The following is an 18,517-nucleotide window of genomic DNA, read 5'->3' as shown; positions in this document are numbered from 1 at the left end:
GGCTTTATGATAGCAGCAGTTATTCGTTGGTCCGTTACCAATCGCTTTTTTGTATTATTGCTAACAGCAATACTCATTGGCAGTGGTTTATTTGCGGTAAAAAATACCCCAGTTGATGCCTTACCTGATTTATCCGATGTGCAGGTGATTGTAAAAACCTCATACCCAGGGCAAGCGCCACAGGTGGTGCAAGATCAGGTTACTTTCCCACTTACCACCGCGATGCTCTCAGTACCCGGGGCGCAAACAGTACGTGGTTTTTCATTTTTTGGTGATTCCTACGTATATGTCATCTTTGATGAAAACACCGATCTTTACTGGGCTAGAAGTCGAGTGCAAGAGTATTTAAGTCAAGTAGCAAGCCGCTTGCCCGACAGCGCAACCGCAGAGCTGGGCCCAGATGCCACCGGTGTAGGTTGGATTTATTTATACGCGCTGGTGGATAAAACCAATCAGCACGACATTAGCCAGTTACGCAGCTTGCAAGATTGGTTTTTAAAGTTTGAATTGCAAACCGTACCAGGGGTGTCAGAAGTGGCCTCAGTGGGCGGTATGGTGAAGCAATATCAAGTCAATGTAGAGCCAGATAAACTGCGTGCTTATGGTATACCACTGAGTTTAATTCAAACCGCAATTAAGCAAGGTAACCAAGAAATGGGCGCTTCGGTGGTGGAAATGGCCGAAGCCGAATACATGGTAACCAGCTCCGGTTATATAAAAAGCGTCGCTGATTTAGAGGCAATTCCACTTGGGGTGAATGCCAACGGCACACCGCTGCAATTACGCGATGTAGCCGATATTCGCCTTGGGCCACAAATGCGCCGTGGCATTGCTGAGCTAAACGGCGAGGGCGAAGTAGCTGGTGGCGTAGTGGTGATGCGCTATGGCGAAAACGCACAAAAAACCATAGAGCTGGTGAAAGCAAAACTTGAATCACTCAGCAAAGGCTTACCCGATGGGGTAGAAATTGTGCCTGTGTATGACCGCTCTAATCTGATCAAAAATGCAGTGGATAACCTCACCAGCAAACTATTTGAAGAGCTAGTGGTAGTGGCGCTTATATGTATCGTATTTTTGTTCCATGTACGCTCGTCCTTGGTGGCAATTATCACTTTACCGCTGGGAATATTAACGGCATTTATCATCATGTATTGGCAAGGCATAAACGCCAATATAATGTCGCTCGGTGGTATTGCTATCGCCATTGGCGCGATGACCGACGGCGCGATTGTAATGATCGAAAACATGCATAAACACATGGAAAAAACGCCACTAACCGATGAAAACCGCTGGCAAGTTGTCACCGATGCTGCCAGTGAAGTCGGTCCAGCGCTGTTTTTTAGCTTAATGATCATTACCGTGAGCTTTATGCCAGTGTTTATTTTAGAAGCCCAAGAAGGCCGGATGTTTGCTCCGTTAGCGTACACTAAAACCTATGCCATGGCCGCATCTGCAGGATTAGCTATCACTTTAGTACCGGTATTAATGGGTTACTTTATACGCGGCAAAGTTATTTCAGAGCACAACAACCCAGTAAACCGCTTGCTAGTGAATGCTTACAAGCCGCTGCTGAACACGGTTTTGCGGTTCCCTAAAATGACTTTAGTACTGGCTGTGGTGGTCGCTGTTATTGGCTTTTATCCGGTCAATAAAATTGGCAGTGAGTTTATTCCGCCGCTGGATGAAGGCGATTTAATGTATATGCCGACGACTTATCCTGGTTTATCGATTGGGAAAGCGCGCGAGATTTTACAACAAACCGATAAGCTCATCGCCACAGTGCCAGAGGTGTTAACCGTGTTTGGTAAAGTCGGCCGGGCAGAAACAGCAACCGATCCTGCGCCACTGACCATGATTGAAACCTTTATTCAGCTCAAGCCAAAAGATCAGTGGCGCGAAGGCATGACCTTAGACAAGTTGAAAAAAGAACTCGACGGCTTAGTGAAGTTTCCAGGCCTGACTAATGCATGGGTGATGCCGATCAAAACTCGTATTGATATGCTGGCAACTGGGATTAAAACCCCTGTGGGCATTAAAGTTGCGGGACCAAATTTGAGCGAGATTCAAAAAATTGGTCAGCAGATTGAAGTGTTACTTAAAGATGTACCCGGCACGGCTTCCGTTTACTCTGAGCGAGTAGCAGGTGGGCGTTATATCAAGGTCGATATCAACCGTGAAAAAGCCGCCCGTTACAGCTTAAATATTGCCGATGTGCAGCAAGTGGTTGCCACCGCAATTGGCGGCATGAATGTAACCGAAACGGTCGAAGGGCAAGAGCGTTACCCGGTAAACTTACGTTATCCGCAAGACTACCGGGATTCGCCCGAAGAACTGATGCTATTGCCAATAGTCACCCCTGCAGGGCAACGCATTGCTCTTGCCGATGTGGCTGACGTATTTATTGAAGATGGTCCGCCGGGCATAAAAAGCGAAAATGCCCGCTTAAACGGCTGGAGCTTTATTGATATTGATGGCATTGATATTGGTAGTTATGTCGACAATGCGCGCAAAGTGCTTGACGAAAAGCTAGTGCTACCAGCAGGTTATTCAATAACCTGGGCAGGGCAATATGAATACATGGAACGTGCGAAAGAAAAGCTCGCCTATGTATTACCACTGACCTTAGCGATTATAATTGTGTTGTTGTACCTCAACTTTAGAAGCTTTGTAGAAGTGGCAATTATAATAGCAACCTTACCGCTGGCGATGATCGGAGGCATCTGGTTAATGTACTTAGAGGGCTTTAACTTCTCAGTCGCCGTGGGGGTGGGCTTTATTGCCCTTGCTGGGGTCGCGGTGGAAATTGGCGTGATTATGCTGGTGTACTTAAATCAAGCCTACCAAAAAAAGTGTGCTCAAGCCAAGCTAGCAGGTACAACGCTTAGTTTTGCGGAGCTTAAACAAGCCATAGTCGAAGGCGCAGGCCTGCGAGTACGCCCAGTGATGATGACAGTCGCCACTATTATAATCGGTTTGCTCCCCGTACTTTACGGCACCGGCACCGGCAGTGAAGTAATGAGCCGCATCGCCGCGCCGATGGTCGGCGGTATGTTCAGCGCGATTGTATTAACATTGTTGGTACTGCCAGCCGTATATTTGTTATGGCGAAAGCGGGGCCTAAATTCGTAAGTTGAATTAAAAATACAGAGTCCATCAAACTTTGTTTGACCATAGTCGCAGAATCTCGTAAAACAGGTACTGCGACTACCTCACAATTTTTGTAGGTCAATAGAGTCATTAAGGAGTACACAGGTAAATGAGTTTATATTTAAATATCAACTTTTTGCCCCATAGCTTTCCCAAAGCGTTAGCGCTTTGGGAGTTGGCTGATTTTAGCAACGGCTTAATTCAGCATGAGCAGTTAACTAAGTTAGTTAATATTAACAAAGGCACAACCATAAAAGTTGAAAACTTTATTAAGAGCAAAGCAAAAGATATAAAAAAATCTGATATTTTTTCAATTACACATCCTGAGCCAGATATAAATATACAAGCAACGCATTATATCAATTTTGGACACCTTTCAGATTGGCACATAGATCAATTAATCATAACGGGGTTTGATAATTTAATTCAAGCTCGAGACATTTGGTGGGAGCCATTGTTAAATCATCCTAATTTTTTAATGGCGCGTTTGATGGACCAAGATTATGACGCGAAACAAAATGATGATTCAGTATGGGGTTATGAGTTAAGCGGTTGGCCTCATGAGCATTTACCTAAAATAAGCAATGGGCTGCCACCGCCATTAGATGAAACAATTATTGATACCCGAGTAAACCCAGGTCATTGGCGATTTAAACACGGTTATATAGAAGGGGTAGCCGCGCAAATGTGGCTAGGGGATGCATTTTTTAAAGCGGTTAATCTTGAAAAGTCTGTTTTAAACGGTGTGCCTTGGTTAGAAGTGAACGAATTAGCTAATGGCGTAGTGCATTTAAAGGCGAATGACACAGAGTTCAACAACGATCAAGGTGAACAACGAGAGCTGCAAATTAAGTTACGTAAACTATTATTTAGTCACTCAACCTATACAGATGACGCTGATTTTACATTGCTGCAAGAGTTTAACCCTTTGGATCAATAACGTAGCAATTTAAACGTGTTATTGCGGGAGCTACGAGGTTAATTAAGGACGACTGTAGAGTGAATAAGAATTTAGAAAAGTTTTTACGAAAACGTAATCAGGCAATTAATAATCCAAGAAAATATAAAGATATTTATTTGAATAATATTGAAGAATTATATTTTTTTATTCAATATGGGCATACTCAACGCGGTACTTTAAAAAATGAAATATTACCAATCTCTGATTGGGAGATGTTAGATTCAGAATTGTCAATTCCGTGTAATTATTACGAAATGGATGCGCAAGCTAGTTTTGTAGAGAAGCGTAAGTTAGATTTTGATAAATTAGCGTTTTTTTACAGTATGGCTATTATGGAAACATAATAACGTATTCTCGGAAAAAACGTTTTTTACTTCGTTTTTCTCGCGAGCCTGTCGGTTTAGTTTCGCCTACTAGCGTATTCCACCTCAGCGTCGCTGTAATATTATATAACAATGATTATGCCAGCCACTTTTATAAGCTTTTTCAAGCTGGTTACATGAAGCATTGGGTTAATAGATCGAAAAGTCATATTGGTGATTTTATTATCTTGTTGTTTGATAGGGTCAAGGGGAGCAATACGTTAAAACCGATCGTAGATGACTTTGCTTACCAAGCTATTTTAGAGAACTGGGATAGTACTGACTTAACAAAAATCACCACTTATCTTAATCAGTTATGTGACGATCAAGTCGCTCAGGTAGCATCACCACCGAGTAAGATGTTTTTTGAGTTTGACAATATGAATTGGCAATTTACACCTTATGCTGCACTTATGCTGTTAACGCTAAGAGCACAACATGGCCTTGATAATCCTGATTTTGAGCACCCTGGTTTTGGCAATGTTACTGCTTTACTATTAACGGCGCCTGTAGCGCCTCAAAAAGATGACGTGCTTGAACAGCTAGTTGCCAAGTTGCATGAGCAAGGCTTTGATGAAAAAGCATTGTTAGTCTAGTTGTGGATTTCAACTTGCGATATAAAAGAGCCGAAGGATATTGTTTAATCACGAAAGTCGATTTGTATTTTTATGCATGGTATGGAGTATTTATGAAGGCTTATATTATCGTAGGTTTTGTTGTTTTATCTTCTTTATTTTTTTTATGATTTTACAATTTATTTAATCACTGTTTCGAACCGTTTGATTATGAATTTAAAGGTGAACAGCTTGCTACTTTCGAGCTAAGAAATTCTTACCTCTATCAATTTGCAAAGGATTATAAGTTGTCATTTATTTTAGTTCTGCTTGGTGATGAGGAGGTAAGTGGCAAACTCTCATTTACTGGGCGCCTTCTCCATTTGGAAAATAGCTTCATTCGTAAGTTATTTTCAGGTCATGATGGTGAATTCTACTTTTTTGTTGATTTTAATGGTAGCAAAGGCTTGATTGATCGTAAGAGCGCTAATGATATAGGTATTGTTTTTGTGAATGGGTTAAAATGAAAAGTGCGAATTTATCCAAAATAAAAATATAGCCTAAACGCCCCTAAAGCATTAGCTTTTAGCCTGTCCTAGAGTTTCACCCTATAAAAATTACCCTATGACTTGTAACTTATACGAGTTTGGGTGATTTACTTTCAATATCTCTCTGTTTTAATTTAACTTTTTATTGGCACGTTTTACGCAGGAGTATGGTTACTAGGGTTAATTAAGGAACGCACATGCAAGTTAAAACAATACAAGAAGTGTACGACTGGACTGTACTATTTCATACCCAAATGGCGGCAAATTTTTTTAGTCTCAGAGACGATTTAGCAGAGCATAACCAAATGCTGGCAGACTATTTTGTTAAGTACGAAAAAAAGTTGGCTGAGGATTTAGTTGGTTTTAAAGCCATCACGGAGATCAATACCTTAGATACTTATTGTTACGAGTACTTTGCTGAAAACTCTGAACTGATTAATTTTACAGATTTAAACCGTGATACGCGTGTTGATGAGCAAGCCATGCAAGGTTATATATCAGATCAGCATCAAAAGGTGATCAATCTTTATCAATACTTACTTAGTCGTGCAGAAACGCCAACAGGTAAAGAGAAACTATCTCAATTGCTGGAGCTTGAACATCAAGGATTAAAGCAAATGATGCAAAGTGCTAATCGTCATATGGATATGTAATAGAAGATCTAATTTGGATAGCGCATGCTATCCAAATTCAGCCATGTCTGTAAATCACACAAAGTCGATTAAAAAGCCTACTTTCTTCAAATATTTTTGCTCTTGTTGTAAATCAGCATGAAGCAAGGTTTGTTCATTGAGCCAATCAGCTGGGAACTGCAATAGCATACTATTGCCTTTTACTGACACTGCTAACTCTTGATGTTGATCGTTAAGGCGTTTTTGATTTAATAATATAGCTAGTCTGAGTAATACAATTAATTGTAATATTTGAAAGTGCGGCACCGAGAGTAAAGTTGGAAATTCTTCTAAACGAATTTTTTTACGGTAAAACCGTATCATACAGCTTAATAATGTTTGCTGTTGTTGAGTAAATCCTGGCAGCTGACTATTTTCAACAACATAAGCACTATGTTTGTGTAAGCCTGATGAGTTAATACCTAAACCCACTTCGTGTAATTGCGCTGCCCACACTAATAATTGATGATTATCTAATGAGTCGAGCTGCCATTCTTTTTGTACTTGTAGGAATAACCAATCGGCAGTATTTGCAACACGTTGTGCATGTACTTTATCTATTGTGTTTCTTTCGCTTAAATTAGCTATGGTATTGGTGCGTATATCTTTAAGCGCTAACTTTTGCTGCATTTCATGCAGTAAACCTTCACGTAGTGAAAAGTCGCTGTAATCCATTTCGGTAATATTAAACAGCTGAAAAATCGCGAGTAAAATAGCTAAGCCACCGCAAATACTTACTTGACGCTCCGGGCTTAAACCTTCAATAAGTAAGTTATCGATAGTTTTAGCGGCTATAAACTGAGTTTTAAGTTCGAGCAATCGCTCCTGTGTGATATTTTTTTGTTCAGGGTCATTAGCGTTGATCATGGCTAATATTGATTTAATGGTGCCTGACGTCCCCACTACCGATTGCCAGCCTGCGCTGACGTAATTGGCAAAAATAACCTCAAGTTCTTGCTCTGCTTTTATTTGTGCTTTGCTAAAGCGTTTATCGTTAATAATACCATCGGCAAAAAATTGCTTGGTATAGCTTACGCAGCCCATATTACGGCTAGAGAGCAGCTTATGTTTAAAATGCTTGCCAATAATTAGCTCGGTACTACCGCCGCCAATATCAATAACTAAACGGTTTTCATCGTGATGAACATAATGAGCAACACCTTGATAGATTAAGCGGGCTTCTTCTTGACCTGAGATCACATCAATATGATAAGGAAAAACTCTATTTGCCTGAGTTAAAAATGAATTAATATTTTTAGCTCTTCGTAATGTATAAGTTGCAGCAATTTTTACATTGCTCGCAGGGAAGTCTTGTAGCGTAGTAGCAAACTGCTTTAATATCGTTAATGCTCTATCGATAGCCATTTGACTTAATTGATTTTTTTCATCTAAGCCATCGGCTAAGTAAACGCGTTGTTTTTCTTTGTGGAGAATTTGCAAAGAGCCATCCACTTCTCTTGCGACCACTAAATGAAAGCTGTTTGAGCCTAAGTCAACCGCAGCTATTGAGGGATAATCATTCATTATTGTAATTGCCTTCCCATTTTTTTAAGTGATCATAAATAGCTATTTGCGAACGTATTTTTTTACGATTACCGCGTCTAACATAATGATTTTTCTGTTCGCTATCAATGATTCTCGCTTTGGTACGATCTTTAAATTGCAGTTCAAGTACGTCAACAATGAGTTGTTTTAGTTTTTCATCATAAATAGGCACGCCAACTTCAACTCGATGATCAAGATTACGTGTCATCCAATCTGCAGATGAAATATAGACTTTTTCATCCCCATTATTACCAAAGATCATAACTCGCGGGTGCTCTAAAAAGCGATCGACGATACTAATTACCCGAATGTTGTCGCTAAAATTATTGAGTCCTGGCACTAAGGAACACATACCACGGACAATAATGCGAATTTTAACACCGCTACGAGCGGCCAAGTACAAACAATCAACCAGTTCTTTATCTACTAAGTTATTTATTTTTAATGTTATTTTACCGGTGTGGCCATTTTCAACATGGGTTATTTCTTGGTGAATTAAACCAAGCAACAGCTGTCGAGCGTTCACTGGCGAAATCATCAAATGTTCGAACATAAACGGTTTATAACTGCTTTCAATAAACTTAAATACGCTATCACTTTCGTCACAAATACCTTGATGTTTAGTAAATAAACTAAAGTCTGTATAAATTTTGGCGGTTTTTTCGTGAAAATTACCAGTGCCAATGTGCGCGTACTTTACTATTTGACCTTTTTCACGACGATGAATAATACATAACTTACTGTGTACTTTAAGAGCTGGTATACCAAAAATAACTTTAATACCTGCGCCACTGAGTACTTTTGCCCACTCAATATTATTTTGTTCATCAAAGCGTGCTTTTAGCTCCACCATAACGGTGACTTTTTTGCCATTTTTTGCCGCGTTGATCAGTGATGAAATTAATCGAGATTTACTCGCAACACGATAAATGTTTACTTTAATTTGTGTTACTCGAGGGTCAAATGCTGCTTGGCGAACATATTCCAGTAGATGATTAAATGTATGATATGGATAATAAAGTAGAATATCTTGCTGACTAATTGCAGCAAACACACTGGCATGATTATTAAATGCTGTGCTTTGCAAAGCCGGTAATGATTTGTTTTCTAAATATTGCCGACCAACATTGGGAAAACCAATAAAGTCTCTAAAGTTACGATAGCGACCACCGGGGATCAACGCATCGTGATGAGTAACACCTAAGCGTTTTTTCATTACTTTGAGCATTGGCTCGGGCATCGCTTGGTCGTATACTAAGCGCACCGGCTCGGCATAAATACGCTGTTTTAGGCCCTTAGACATCTTATCTAAAATACCTTCTTCTAGTTCGTCATCTAGGTTGTATTCTGCATCACGGGTCAGCTTGATTGCGTAGCCTTGGATCTCAGTAAAACTAAAAAAACTGCTAAATACGTCACTTAAAAAAAACAAAATAATGTCATCTAACATCACAATAGTTTTATGACGACGGGTTTTTTCGGGTGGTAAAATTACAAAGCGCGGTACGCGATCGGTAGGGACTTCTAACATCGCATAATGACTTTTGTCGTTAAACATTTCGACAAACAAGTACGTCATTGTATCGTTAATATGATCTGAGAAGTCTTTATTTTCATCTAGCATTATAGGCGATATATGCTGTAATACATTGTCATGAAAAAATATTTTTAGCCAGTTAATATGAAATTCACTAAGCTGCTCGGGACGGTCAACATGAATGTTGTGGGTATTTAAATCATCGAGAATTTGCTGATGAATAACGTTAAATTTTTTACCAAGCTGCAAAACCTTTTGCTGAATTTGGGTCAGTAAAATTTCATCTTCATCAAAATTAGTATCTGGTAGTTTATTTAATAGAATACGTCGTTTTACATCGGCAACACGGACTCTGAAAAATTCATCTAAATTGTTTGAGAAGATCCCCAAAAAACGAATACGTTCAATAATTGGGTTATTTTTATCTTTAGCTTCTTGTAAAACGCGATCGTTAAAAGACAGCCAACTTAACTCTGGGGCAAAATAATTAATCGTTTGAGACGCATCAGCGCAGGCGTTCATATTCTATTCCTTGGATAGCAACTGAACAAAATATAAAGTAATTAGATGACATAAAAATGACAAACATGTCACTTTTATGACATGTTTATCTAGCTATAAGAGATGAATTTTAGCTGTGGCTTAAGCGTCTTCAATATCAACAATTAAGTCGGATGTAATTGCTTCGAGTGCAGCAACAACTTCGTCTTTATTCATGCCTGAAGGCAAGGCAACAGTTGCTACGGCGCTGAAAATTGGTAGTCCCCAGTTTGGTGCGCTTTGCTGCTTAGAGTTTAAGTGAGTGATATTAGCCCCTTTGTGACGCAATACTCCTGCAAGTTCTTGAATAATACCTGGTCGGTCATTACCAGTTATCACAAAATTAAGCTGTTCAGCAGGTGTGTCTGGTAGTTCATGCGCGCCTGTTTCAATCCGTACTTCTAATTGTGGTAAGCCATGCAATGCGTCTTGTAATTCTTGCAGATGCTCTGCTGGCACAGCTACTTCAATGATGCCAGCAAAGTGACCGGCTAAATGGCTTAAGTTACTGGTTAACCAGTTACCATTATGATTTAAAATTGCAGATGAGATGTCTTCTACAAGTCCTGGACGATCTTGTCCCAAAATAGTTATAACCAATTGCTTCATATAGATAATTCCTAAAGAGTGCCGTAATTAAATAATAAATGCCCAGGCATGAAATTATTGTTATATTAAAAAGAACCGGATTGAGTATTGACTCAGTCCCCAAATTTGTCCAATTTTTTTGCCAATAGTTCAATTTAAAAACAGTAAAATAGTGTGAGTTTACAGTCTGAATTATCTAAACTTTTGTTTATCAATAATAAAGCACTAAGTTGAAAGTTTTTCAAGTTATTGAATATAAACATTGTTTGTTTTTTTATGATGAATACCACAACAAAGTCTTAGCAATTATGACGTTTGTAACAATACTGTCATCTTGGTGAAATATAATCTATCCAACGTTAAGATTTATAGGTGTTTTGATGACTTCCAATCCGAATAAACCGTCTTTTAATACGGATAGAAGCCGTCTATTTAAAGATCGGTTTGCCAAATTTAGCATTACCGCTGGCGGTATTATGGTATTAATAGCTTTGCTATTGATATTCTTCTATTTATTGTATGTTGTGCAACCTATTTTTGAATCAGCGAAGGTAGAAACGCGCGATAGTTTTGCGCTTAGCGATGCTGAACAAATTGTTGGCTTAGGTGTTGAAGAGCAAACAGAAATTGCTTTTTTACTGAGCAAACAAGGTAAGGTTGATTATTACAGTGTTGAGAAAAAGGGCTTTGGTAAAAAGCTTGCTAGCTTAGTTGTGCCACTTGACAGCGAAGTGAGTAGTTTTGCAACCAGCGCGCCATTTCAAGGGCATTACGCATACGGACTAGAAAATGGTTCGGTGATGATAGTGTCACCTAAATTCTTAGTTACCTTTCCTAATAACGAACGTAAATTAACCCCACGTTTGGGTTATCCACTTGGTGAAAAAACATTGCAGGTTGACGACAATGGTGCTGCCATTAAACAATTTGCATTTAGTCATTATGAAGATAAAACCGCTGTTGTGGCACAAACGGCTGACAAACGTGTGATTTTTAGCAGCTTTGTTGCTGAAGAAAACATGTTCAGCGGTGAAGTTGAATGGGTTGTAGAACGCACTGAACTTGATGTTGAAGGGCGCGTAGACCAACTCCTAATGTCGCCAGATACCACCCGTACTTTTGTTCGCTCAGCAAATCAAATTTATGTTTACGATACTCGCAATCCAAGCGAGGTTGAGCTGATCCAAATGCTTGCGGCGAATGAAGAAAATGCCAACTTGGTTTCGGCGCAATTATTAGCCGGAGCTAACTCGCTGATGCTAGCGAATGACAATGGTGAAGTTTCGCAGTGGTTTGAAATTAATACTGACGATGGCCGTGAATATCAAAAAATACGCGCGTTTGAAACCTCAAAGCAGCCTAAGCTAGATATATTCACTGAGTTTTATCGCCGTACGTTCTTTACCACCAGTTCTAATGGTGAGTTAGGCGTGTATTACACCACCAGTGAAGCAAAACTATGGCAAGGTAAAATCAGTGAAGGTCCGATTGAAAACTTTGCTATTGCACCACGCTCAAATGCGGCACTTATTCTAGCTGATGACAAATTAACCGTGGTTGAAATTCACAATGAACACCCTGAGGTGACTTGGTCAGCCTTGTGGCAAGAAGTGTGGTATGAGGGTTATCCAGAGCCGGGTTATATTTGGCAATCAACGTCTGCCGGTGATGACTTTGAAGCTAAGTTTTCTTTAGTACCAATTTCATTTGGTACTATAAAAGCTGCTTTATATGCGATGCTATTCGCAGTGCCGATTGCGCTCTCTGCAGCAATTTATACCGCTTATTTTATGTCAGGTCCATTGCGTAAAGTAGTCAAACCAACGGTTGAAATAATGGAAGCATTACCAACCGTAATTTTAGGTTTTTTAGCAGGCTTATGGCTTGCGCCGTTAATAGAAGAGCATTTACCTGCGATTGTTGGCCTGTTATTTATGCTGCCGCTGGGGATTTTAGCGACCGCATTTGCGTGGACTAAATTACCAGAAAGCTTTCGTCACCGTGTTCCTGAAGGGGCTCACTCAATCTTACTAATACCAGTATTGTTACTGATTGGTTGGTTAGCCTTTGCGATGAGCGGGGTGGTTGAGTTGTGGATGTTTGACGGTAATGTTCGCCAGTATTTGACTAACGAATTGGGTCTGACTTTCGATCAACGTAATTCACTGGTAGTCGGTATTGCGATGGGTTTTGCGGTTATTCCGACTATTTTCTCTATCGCAGAAGATGCTGTATTTAGTGTGCCTAAGCATTTATCAAACGGTTCATTGGCGCTAGGCGCAACACAATGGCAAACCTTGGTTAGTGTGGTGTTATTAACCGCCAGCCCTGGTATTTTCTCTGCGGTCATGATGGGCTTAGGCCGCGCCGTAGGTGAAACGATGATTGTACTAATGGCAACGGGTAATACGCCAATAATGGATTGGAGTATTTTCCAAGGTATGCGTACTTTGGCCGCGAATATTGCAGTAGAAATGCCAGAATCGGAAGTGGGAAGTTCACACTATCGGATCTTATTCTTAGCCGCTTTTGTATTGTTCATATTCACCTTTATTTTCAACACAATTGCTGAGTTTGTGCGTCAGCAGTTGCGTGATAAATACAGCTCGATGTAAGTGGGAGACACGACATGTTAAAGCAGTGGTTTAAGTCAGGTTCTCCTTGGATATGGATGACAGGTGGTGCAGTAAGTATCAGTTTGATTTCTGTCTTAGGGTTATTAGCAATGATTGCTTGGAAAGGGTTAAGCTTTTTCTGGCCATCACAAGTAGTGCAATTAGAGCTACAAGGCTCGGTTGCGCAGCAAACCGTAATTGGTGAAATATACGACCGTGAAATGGTGCCTAAGTCTCGTCTTGAGGCAACCGGTGTTGATTTATCTGGTTATGATAAAGAGCAACTAGAGCGTTATTTAATTAAAACCGGTAACCGTGAATACGTTGATTTAGATTTTCGTTGGGTGTTAGAAACCGACATAAAATCAAATACCATGCCTGCGACCCTAGCTGTATTTGAGCGCAGTAAAAACGGTAACTTCTATGGCTACGTTGAACAGGTAATAAAAGACGGCCAAGTGATTACCGATAATAAAACGGAAGTATTAGAAGAATTAGTTGAACGTGCCGTTGAGCTTAATGAGCAAGCTCTTGATTTGCAAAACGGTGACATTGGTCATATTAACTATCAATTAGAGCGTTTACGTTTACAAGAGAAATCGTATTTACTTGATGATGCATTGACCGATGAACGAGTGGCTGAGCTTGCGCAACAGCGTGCAGATCTAAGAGCCGAGTATGGCGTACTTGAAAAGCAATTGTTTGCACTGCGCAAACAAGCTAAGCGTGATCAGGTAACCGTAAAAGATATGCGCGGTGAAATTGTTACTTTGCCTTTATATCAGGTTTTGGATTTTTGGTTTCCTAATGACATGAGCTTTGTTGCAAAGCTAGGTCACTATTTTGTTCAACTAGGTAAATTTGTTTCAGATGATCCGCGTGAAGCTAATACCGAAGGTGGTGTATTCCCGGCAATCTTTGGTACTGTTTTTATGGTAATGTTGATGGCTGTAATCGTAACGCCGTTTGGGGTTGTAGCAGCTATATACTTACATGAATATGCGGCTAAAAATGCGGTTACCAAGATGATCCGTATCGCGGTCATTAACTTGGCTGGTGTTCCTTCAATTGTTTACGGTGTATTCGGCTTAGGATTCTTTGTTTATGTATTAGGTGGCAGTTTGGATCAATTGTTTTATCCAGAAGCCGCACCTAGTCCAGTATTTGGTACTCCAGGGGTACTTTGGTCTGCTTTAACGCTTGCTATTTTAACGCTGCCTGTGGTGATTGTATCAACCGAAGAAGGCTTATCACGTATCCCAAGTACGGTTCGTCATGGCTCTTTAGCACTGGGCGCAACGCAAGCTGAAACGTTATGGCGTATTATCGTGCCAATGGCCAGTCCTGCGATTATGACCGGTTTAATATTAGCGGTAGCGCGTGCTGCCGGCGAAGTTGCACCATTGATGCTAGTGGGGGTGGTGAAAATGGCACCGACATTACCGCTCGATGGTAACTTCCCGTATTTTCATCTAGATCGAAAGTTCATGCATCTAGGTTTTCATATATACGATGTTGGCTTCCAAAGCCCAAATGTTGAAGCGGCGCGTCCGCTAGTGTATGCCACCGCATTCTTATTGGTATCAGTAATTATTACACTGAATATCACTGCGATAGGCATACGTAACCATTTACGTGAAAAATTTAGATCGCTTGATCAATAATTAGTAAAGATTCTATAGGTAACAAACATGATTACAGTCGCTCCACAAGTAAACCAATCAAGCACGAGTTTGAAATTGGACTTAGACAATTTAAGCACCGAGCAAACGGCACTCGAGATCAAAAACTTAGATCTTTACTATGGTGAAAAACAAGCGCTTAGCTCAGTGAATATGAATATTCCAAAAGGCCAAGTAACCGCATTTATCGGACCATCAGGGTGTGGTAAATCTACGTTATTGCGCTGTATTAACCGTATGAATGATCTGGTTGATATTTGCCGTATTGAAGGTGAAATTTTACTACACGGACAAAACATCTATGACAAAAAGGTAGATGTTGCAGCGCTGCGTCGCAATGTTGGTATGGTATTCCAGCGTCCGAACCCGTTTCCTAAATCAATCTACGAAAATGTGGTTTATGGCCTACGCTTACAAGGTATCAAAGAAAAACGTAAATTAGACGAGGTGGTTGAACAGTCACTGCGAGGTGCGGCACTGTGGGATGAAGTAAAAGATCGGCTTCACGATAGCGCATTTGGTTTGTCAGGTGGTCAGCAGCAACGTTTAGTGATTGCACGCTCTATCGCCATTGAGCCTGAAGTATTATTACTCGATGAGCCAACATCAGCATTGGATCCTATTTCAACACTGGTAATTGAAGAGCTTATCAACGATTTAAAAAATAAGTTTACCGTTGTTATCGTAACCCACAACATGCAACAAGCAGCGCGGGTTTCTGATCAAACGGCCTTTATGTACATGGGTGAATTAATAGAGTACTCAGATACCAATACGTTATTTACTACCCCAACGAAAAAGAAAACGGAAGATTATATCACCGGTCGTTACGGCTAGGCTGAGTCAAACTGTTTTTGGGTGACGTTAGCGATTTTGATAAGAAGGTAAACAATGGAACACAATATTAATAAGCATATTTCTGGCCGCTTTAACCAAGAGCTAGAAAACGTTCGTAACCATGTATTAAGCATGGGTGGCTTAGTTGAGCAGCAACTTAATAGCGCGCTTGATGCGGTAAGTAATGGCGATGCTGAGTTAGCGCGTAAAGTGCGTGAAAACGACTATAAAGTAAACGCCATGGAAGTAAATATTGATGAGGAATGTACCCGTATCATTGCTCGTCGTCAGCCAGCTGCAAGTGATTTACGCTTAGTGGTCGCGATTGCTAAAACCATTGCTGATTTAGAGCGTATTGGCGATGAGGCTGAGCGTATTGCTAAAGTTGCGCTAGATTCATTTACTAAAGATCAGCAAGATTTATTAGTTAACATCGAAAATATGGGTCGCCAAGTTTCAAAAATGCTGCATGATGTACTCGATGCTTTTGCACGTATGGATGTACAAAAAGCATTTGAAGTACACAAAGAAGATGCCAAGGTTGACCGTGAGTATGAAGCAATTACTCGTCAAATTATGACCTATATGATGGAAGATCCACGTTCAATTCCAAAAATTATGGATTTAGTTTGGTCGGTACGTTCATTGGAACGTATTGGCGACCGTTGTCAAAACATCTCTGAATATATTATTTACTTTGTTAATGGCAAAGATATTCGTCATACATCTCAAGAGGATATAGAAAAATCGTTATAGATTTTTTGATACCGTCTTGTTTTATTAAAGCGGCCAATGGTCGCTTTTCATGTTTTCGTTATAATTATAATGCTGTAGCGGCAGCTGTGATGTAATAAAAGCATTCACAATCGCGGTGAATGCTGTAAAATTCACGCCGCAAAGCATACTAATTTGATTTAAGGGTCAGTTATGCCTACAAACGCATTTTTAGGGGTATTCGCAAAATCTCCTATAAAGCCAATGGAAGATCACATCAAGAAGGTACATCAAGCAAGTAAAGCTTTGATCCCTTTTTTCAATCATGTATTTAAAGAAGAGTGGCAACAAGCAGAAGAGATTCGCTTGAACATTCGTACTTTAGAACGTGAAGCCGACGACATGAAAAGAAATATACGTTTACAATTACCGCGCGGTTTATTTATGCCGGTAGAGCGTACAGATTTGCTCGAACTCGTCACCCAGCAAGATAAAATTGCTAATAAAGCAAAAGACATTGCTGGTCGTGTAATTGGTCGTGAGATGACCATTCCAAAAGAAATTCAAGTTAACTTTTTAGCCTATGTAACTCGCTGTGTTGATGCAACTAAACAAGCATCAAACGCAATCAATGAGTTAGATGAGTTACTAGAAACTGGTTTTAAAGGTCGTGAAGTGACCTTAGTAGAAAAAATGCTCGTTGAATTGGATGCAATTGAACAAGACACGGATGATATGCAAATCATAATACGTCGCCAATTACGCGACGTCGAAGATGAACTCAATCCTGTAGATGTAATGTTTTTATATAAAATCATCGAATGGGTCGGCGAGCTTGCGGATATCGCAGAACGCGTTGGTTCGCGTCTTGAGCTGATGTTAGCTCGGTAATTTACACTCAGTTCAATAACGAAAGATTAGGGTTACACAATGGATATCATTGCATCTTATGGCACGGTATTAATTTTAATTGCCGCAGCAGTCGGTTTTTTTATGGCTTATGGTATTGGCGCGAATGACGTTGCTAATGCGATGGGCACATCGGTAGGTTCAAAAGCATTAACTATTAAACAAGCTATTTTTATAGCGATGATTTTTGAATTTGCAGGCGCCTACTTAGCTGGCGGCGAAGTAACATCGACAATTCGTAAAGGCATTATCGATTCTACGCCGTTTTTAGACCTGCCAGAACTTATGGTATTAGGGATGATCTCGGCATTATTTGCAGCGGGTAGTTGGTTGCTAATAGCTTCATTCTTAGGTTGGCCGGTATCAACCACGCATTCAATTATTGGCGCTATCATCGGATTTGCCTTAGTTGCAGTTGGCAGCGAAGCGATTCAATGGGACAAAGTTGCAGGTATTGTGGGGAGTTGGATTGTTACCCCGGCGATTTCAGGGTTTATTGCCTACTTAATATTTATGAGTGCGCAAAAGTTAATTTTTGACACCGATGCGCCACTTAATAATGCCAAACGCTATGTGCCTATTTACATGGGTTTAGCCGGTTTTATCATGTCTTTAGTAACCATCAAGAAAGGTTTAAAGCACATTGGTATTAATTTAGGTGCTGTTGAAGGTTATGCATTAGCAATCGGTATTGCTGTTATTGTTGGTATTATTGGTAAAACCGTTATTTCTCGGTTAAAGATTGATCCAAAAGCCGATAAGAAAATGCAATTTAATAACGTTGAGAAAGTATTTGCTATCTTAATGGTATTAACCGCATGTTGTATGGCATTTGCTCATGGTTCTAATGACGTGGCTAACGCGATTGGTCCGTTGGCTGCAGTTGTAAACATTGTTGAAAATAACGGTGAGATAGCTAAGCAAGCGACAATCGCATGGTGGATTTTACCACTAGGTGGTTTCGGTATTGTTGCAGGCCTTGCAATTTTAGGCAAAAAAGTAATTAAAACGATTGGTGAAGGCATTACGCATTTAACACCAAGTCGTGGTTTTGCTGCTGAATTAGCTGCTGCTTCTACAGTTGTAATTGCATCGGGAACAGGCTTACCAATTTCTACTACACAAACCTTAGTTGGCGCGGTATTAGGGGTAGGTATGGCACGTGGAATTGCTGCACTTAATATGGGTGTGATCAGAAACATTGTAGTTTCTTGGGTAATTACATTGCCAGTTGGCGCTGCCCTTGCTATTGTTATTTTCTACATACTGAGAACTGCCTTTGGAGTTTAAATCCAGCAGTCTTTAAG

General features: G+C 40.2%; 15 protein-coding genes. 12 read left to right on the top strand and 3 right to left on the bottom strand.

The window, feature by feature from the left end; genetic code table 11:
- The first annotated feature begins 6 nt into the window (after positions 1 to 6).
- The 6 genes from PVK79_RS22545 to PVK79_RS22520 all read left to right on the top strand — a co-directional run bounded on the left by PVK79_RS22545 (position 7) and on the right by PVK79_RS22520 (position 6,225).
- A complete protein-coding gene (locus tag PVK79_RS22545) occupies positions 7 to 3,129 on the top strand; it encodes an efflux RND transporter permease subunit (protein ID WP_257324882.1) in 3,123 nt (1,040 codons plus the stop codon).
- A gap of 127 nt (positions 3,130 to 3,256) precedes the next feature.
- A complete protein-coding gene (locus tag PVK79_RS22540) occupies positions 3,257 to 4,087 on the top strand; it encodes a hypothetical protein (protein ID WP_257324880.1) in 831 nt (276 codons plus the stop codon).
- Between the two features lie 59 nt (positions 4,088 to 4,146).
- Entirely contained in the window at positions 4,147 to 4,452 is a 306-nt protein-coding gene (locus PVK79_RS22535) for a hypothetical protein (protein WP_257324878.1), read from the top strand.
- A 155-nt stretch (positions 4,453 to 4,607) separates the two neighbouring features.
- On the top strand, positions 4,608 to 5,066 hold the full coding sequence (locus tag PVK79_RS22530) for a hypothetical protein (protein ID WP_182732010.1): 459 nt from the start codon (positions 4,608 to 4,610) through the stop codon (positions 5,064 to 5,066).
- A 266-nt stretch (positions 5,067 to 5,332) separates the two neighbouring features.
- Positions 5,333 to 5,551: a hypothetical protein gene (locus PVK79_RS22525; RefSeq protein ID WP_145238198.1), complete on the top strand. Its 219-nt coding sequence runs from the start codon at positions 5,333 to 5,335 to the stop codon at positions 5,549 to 5,551.
- A 218-nt stretch (positions 5,552 to 5,769) separates the two neighbouring features.
- Positions 5,770 to 6,225 carry a hypothetical protein gene (locus PVK79_RS22520; RefSeq protein WP_145238201.1) on the top strand — a complete coding sequence of 152 codons (456 nt, stop codon included), beginning with the start codon at positions 5,770 to 5,772 and terminating at the stop codon, positions 6,223 to 6,225.
- Positions 6,226 to 6,279: 54 nt separating this feature from the next.
- On the opposite strand, the gene PVK79_RS22515 is transcribed toward PVK79_RS22520, so the two are convergent.
- The 3 genes from PVK79_RS22515 to PVK79_RS22505 form a co-directional block, all read right to left on the bottom strand.
- Positions 6,280 to 7,767 (bottom strand): Ppx/GppA phosphatase family protein, encoded by a 1,488-nt coding sequence (locus PVK79_RS22515; protein WP_145238204.1) that lies wholly within the window; start codon positions 7,765 to 7,767, stop codon positions 6,280 to 6,282.
- A complete protein-coding gene (gene ppk1, locus PVK79_RS22510) occupies positions 7,760 to 9,847 on the bottom strand; it encodes a polyphosphate kinase 1 (protein WP_145238207.1) in 2,088 nt (695 codons plus the stop codon). Before ppk1 ends, PVK79_RS22515 begins: the two co-directional genes overlap by 8 nt.
- 120 nt (positions 9,848 to 9,967) lie before the next feature.
- Positions 9,968 to 10,474, bottom strand: a complete 507-nt coding sequence (locus PVK79_RS22505; protein ID WP_145238210.1) for a glycine cleavage system transcriptional repressor — start codon at positions 10,472 to 10,474, stop codon at positions 9,968 to 9,970.
- Between the two features lie 359 nt (positions 10,475 to 10,833).
- Between PVK79_RS22505 and PVK79_RS22500 the strand changes: the two genes are divergently transcribed.
- The 6 genes from PVK79_RS22500 to PVK79_RS22475 all read left to right on the top strand — a co-directional run bounded on the left by PVK79_RS22500 (position 10,834) and on the right by PVK79_RS22475 (position 18,500).
- Complete coding sequence (locus PVK79_RS22500; protein WP_145238213.1) at positions 10,834 to 13,068, top strand: ABC transporter permease subunit; 2,235 nt, start codon at positions 10,834 to 10,836, stop codon at positions 13,066 to 13,068.
- Positions 13,069 to 13,082: 14 nt separating this feature from the next.
- Positions 13,083 to 14,732 carry a phosphate ABC transporter permease PstA gene (gene pstA / locus PVK79_RS22495; protein ID WP_145238216.1) on the top strand — a complete coding sequence of 550 codons (1,650 nt, stop codon included), beginning with the start codon at positions 13,083 to 13,085 and terminating at the stop codon, positions 14,730 to 14,732.
- Between the two features lie 27 nt (positions 14,733 to 14,759).
- Positions 14,760 to 15,587: a phosphate ABC transporter ATP-binding protein PstB gene (pstB, locus tag PVK79_RS22490; protein ID WP_145238219.1), complete on the top strand. Its 828-nt coding sequence runs from the start codon at positions 14,760 to 14,762 to the stop codon at positions 15,585 to 15,587.
- Between the two features lie 54 nt (positions 15,588 to 15,641).
- Positions 15,642 to 16,343: a phosphate signaling complex protein PhoU gene (gene phoU / locus PVK79_RS22485; protein ID WP_064668157.1), complete on the top strand. Its 702-nt coding sequence runs from the start codon at positions 15,642 to 15,644 to the stop codon at positions 16,341 to 16,343.
- Between the two features lie 171 nt (positions 16,344 to 16,514).
- Entirely contained in the window at positions 16,515 to 17,192 is a 678-nt protein-coding gene (locus PVK79_RS22480) for a TIGR00153 family protein (RefSeq protein WP_145238222.1), read from the top strand.
- 39 nt (positions 17,193 to 17,231) lie between these two features.
- Entirely contained in the window at positions 17,232 to 18,500 is a 1,269-nt protein-coding gene (locus PVK79_RS22475) for an inorganic phosphate transporter (RefSeq protein WP_257324876.1), read from the top strand.
- Positions 18,501 to 18,517 lie beyond the last annotated feature (17 nt).

It is taken from the genome of Pseudoalteromonas rhizosphaerae (genome assembly GCF_028885455.1).
Taxonomy (GTDB): domain Bacteria; phylum Pseudomonadota; class Gammaproteobacteria; order Enterobacterales; family Alteromonadaceae; genus Pseudoalteromonas; species Pseudoalteromonas rhizosphaerae.
Note: the sequence above shows the minus strand (reverse complement) of the source record. Positions and strands in the feature narration are given on the sequence as shown.

Excerpts from the sequence above, each read along its gene's own strand:
- PVK79_RS22520 (WP_145238201.1), top strand. The coding sequence starts at position 5,770 with ATGCAAGTTAAAACAATACAAGAAGTGTACGACTGGACTGTACTATTT.
- ppk1 (WP_145238207.1), bottom strand. The coding sequence starts at position 9,847 with ATGAACGCCTGCGCTGATGCGTCTCAAACGATTAATTATTTTGCCCCA.
- PVK79_RS22475 (WP_257324876.1), top strand. The coding sequence starts at position 17,232 with ATGGATATCATTGCATCTTATGGCACGGTATTAATTTTAATTGCCGCA.
- pstA (WP_145238216.1), top strand. The coding sequence starts at position 13,083 with ATGTTAAAGCAGTGGTTTAAGTCAGGTTCTCCTTGGATATGGATGACA.
- PVK79_RS22480 (WP_145238222.1), top strand. The coding sequence starts at position 16,515 with ATGCCTACAAACGCATTTTTAGGGGTATTCGCAAAATCTCCTATAAAG.
- PVK79_RS22540 (WP_257324880.1), top strand. The coding sequence starts at position 3,257 with ATGAGTTTATATTTAAATATCAACTTTTTGCCCCATAGCTTTCCCAAA.
- PVK79_RS22530 (WP_182732010.1), top strand. The coding sequence starts at position 4,608 with ATGAAGCATTGGGTTAATAGATCGAAAAGTCATATTGGTGATTTTATT.
- phoU (WP_064668157.1), top strand. The coding sequence starts at position 15,642 with ATGGAACACAATATTAATAAGCATATTTCTGGCCGCTTTAACCAAGAG.
- PVK79_RS22505 (WP_145238210.1), bottom strand. The coding sequence starts at position 10,474 with ATGAAGCAATTGGTTATAACTATTTTGGGACAAGATCGTCCAGGACTT.
- pstB (WP_145238219.1), top strand. The coding sequence starts at position 14,760 with ATGATTACAGTCGCTCCACAAGTAAACCAATCAAGCACGAGTTTGAAA.
- PVK79_RS22515 (WP_145238204.1), bottom strand. The coding sequence starts at position 7,767 with ATGAATGATTATCCCTCAATAGCTGCGGTTGACTTAGGCTCAAACAGC.
- PVK79_RS22500 (WP_145238213.1), top strand. The coding sequence starts at position 10,834 with ATGACTTCCAATCCGAATAAACCGTCTTTTAATACGGATAGAAGCCGT.
- PVK79_RS22545 (WP_257324882.1), top strand. The coding sequence starts at position 7 with ATGATAGCAGCAGTTATTCGTTGGTCCGTTACCAATCGCTTTTTTGTA.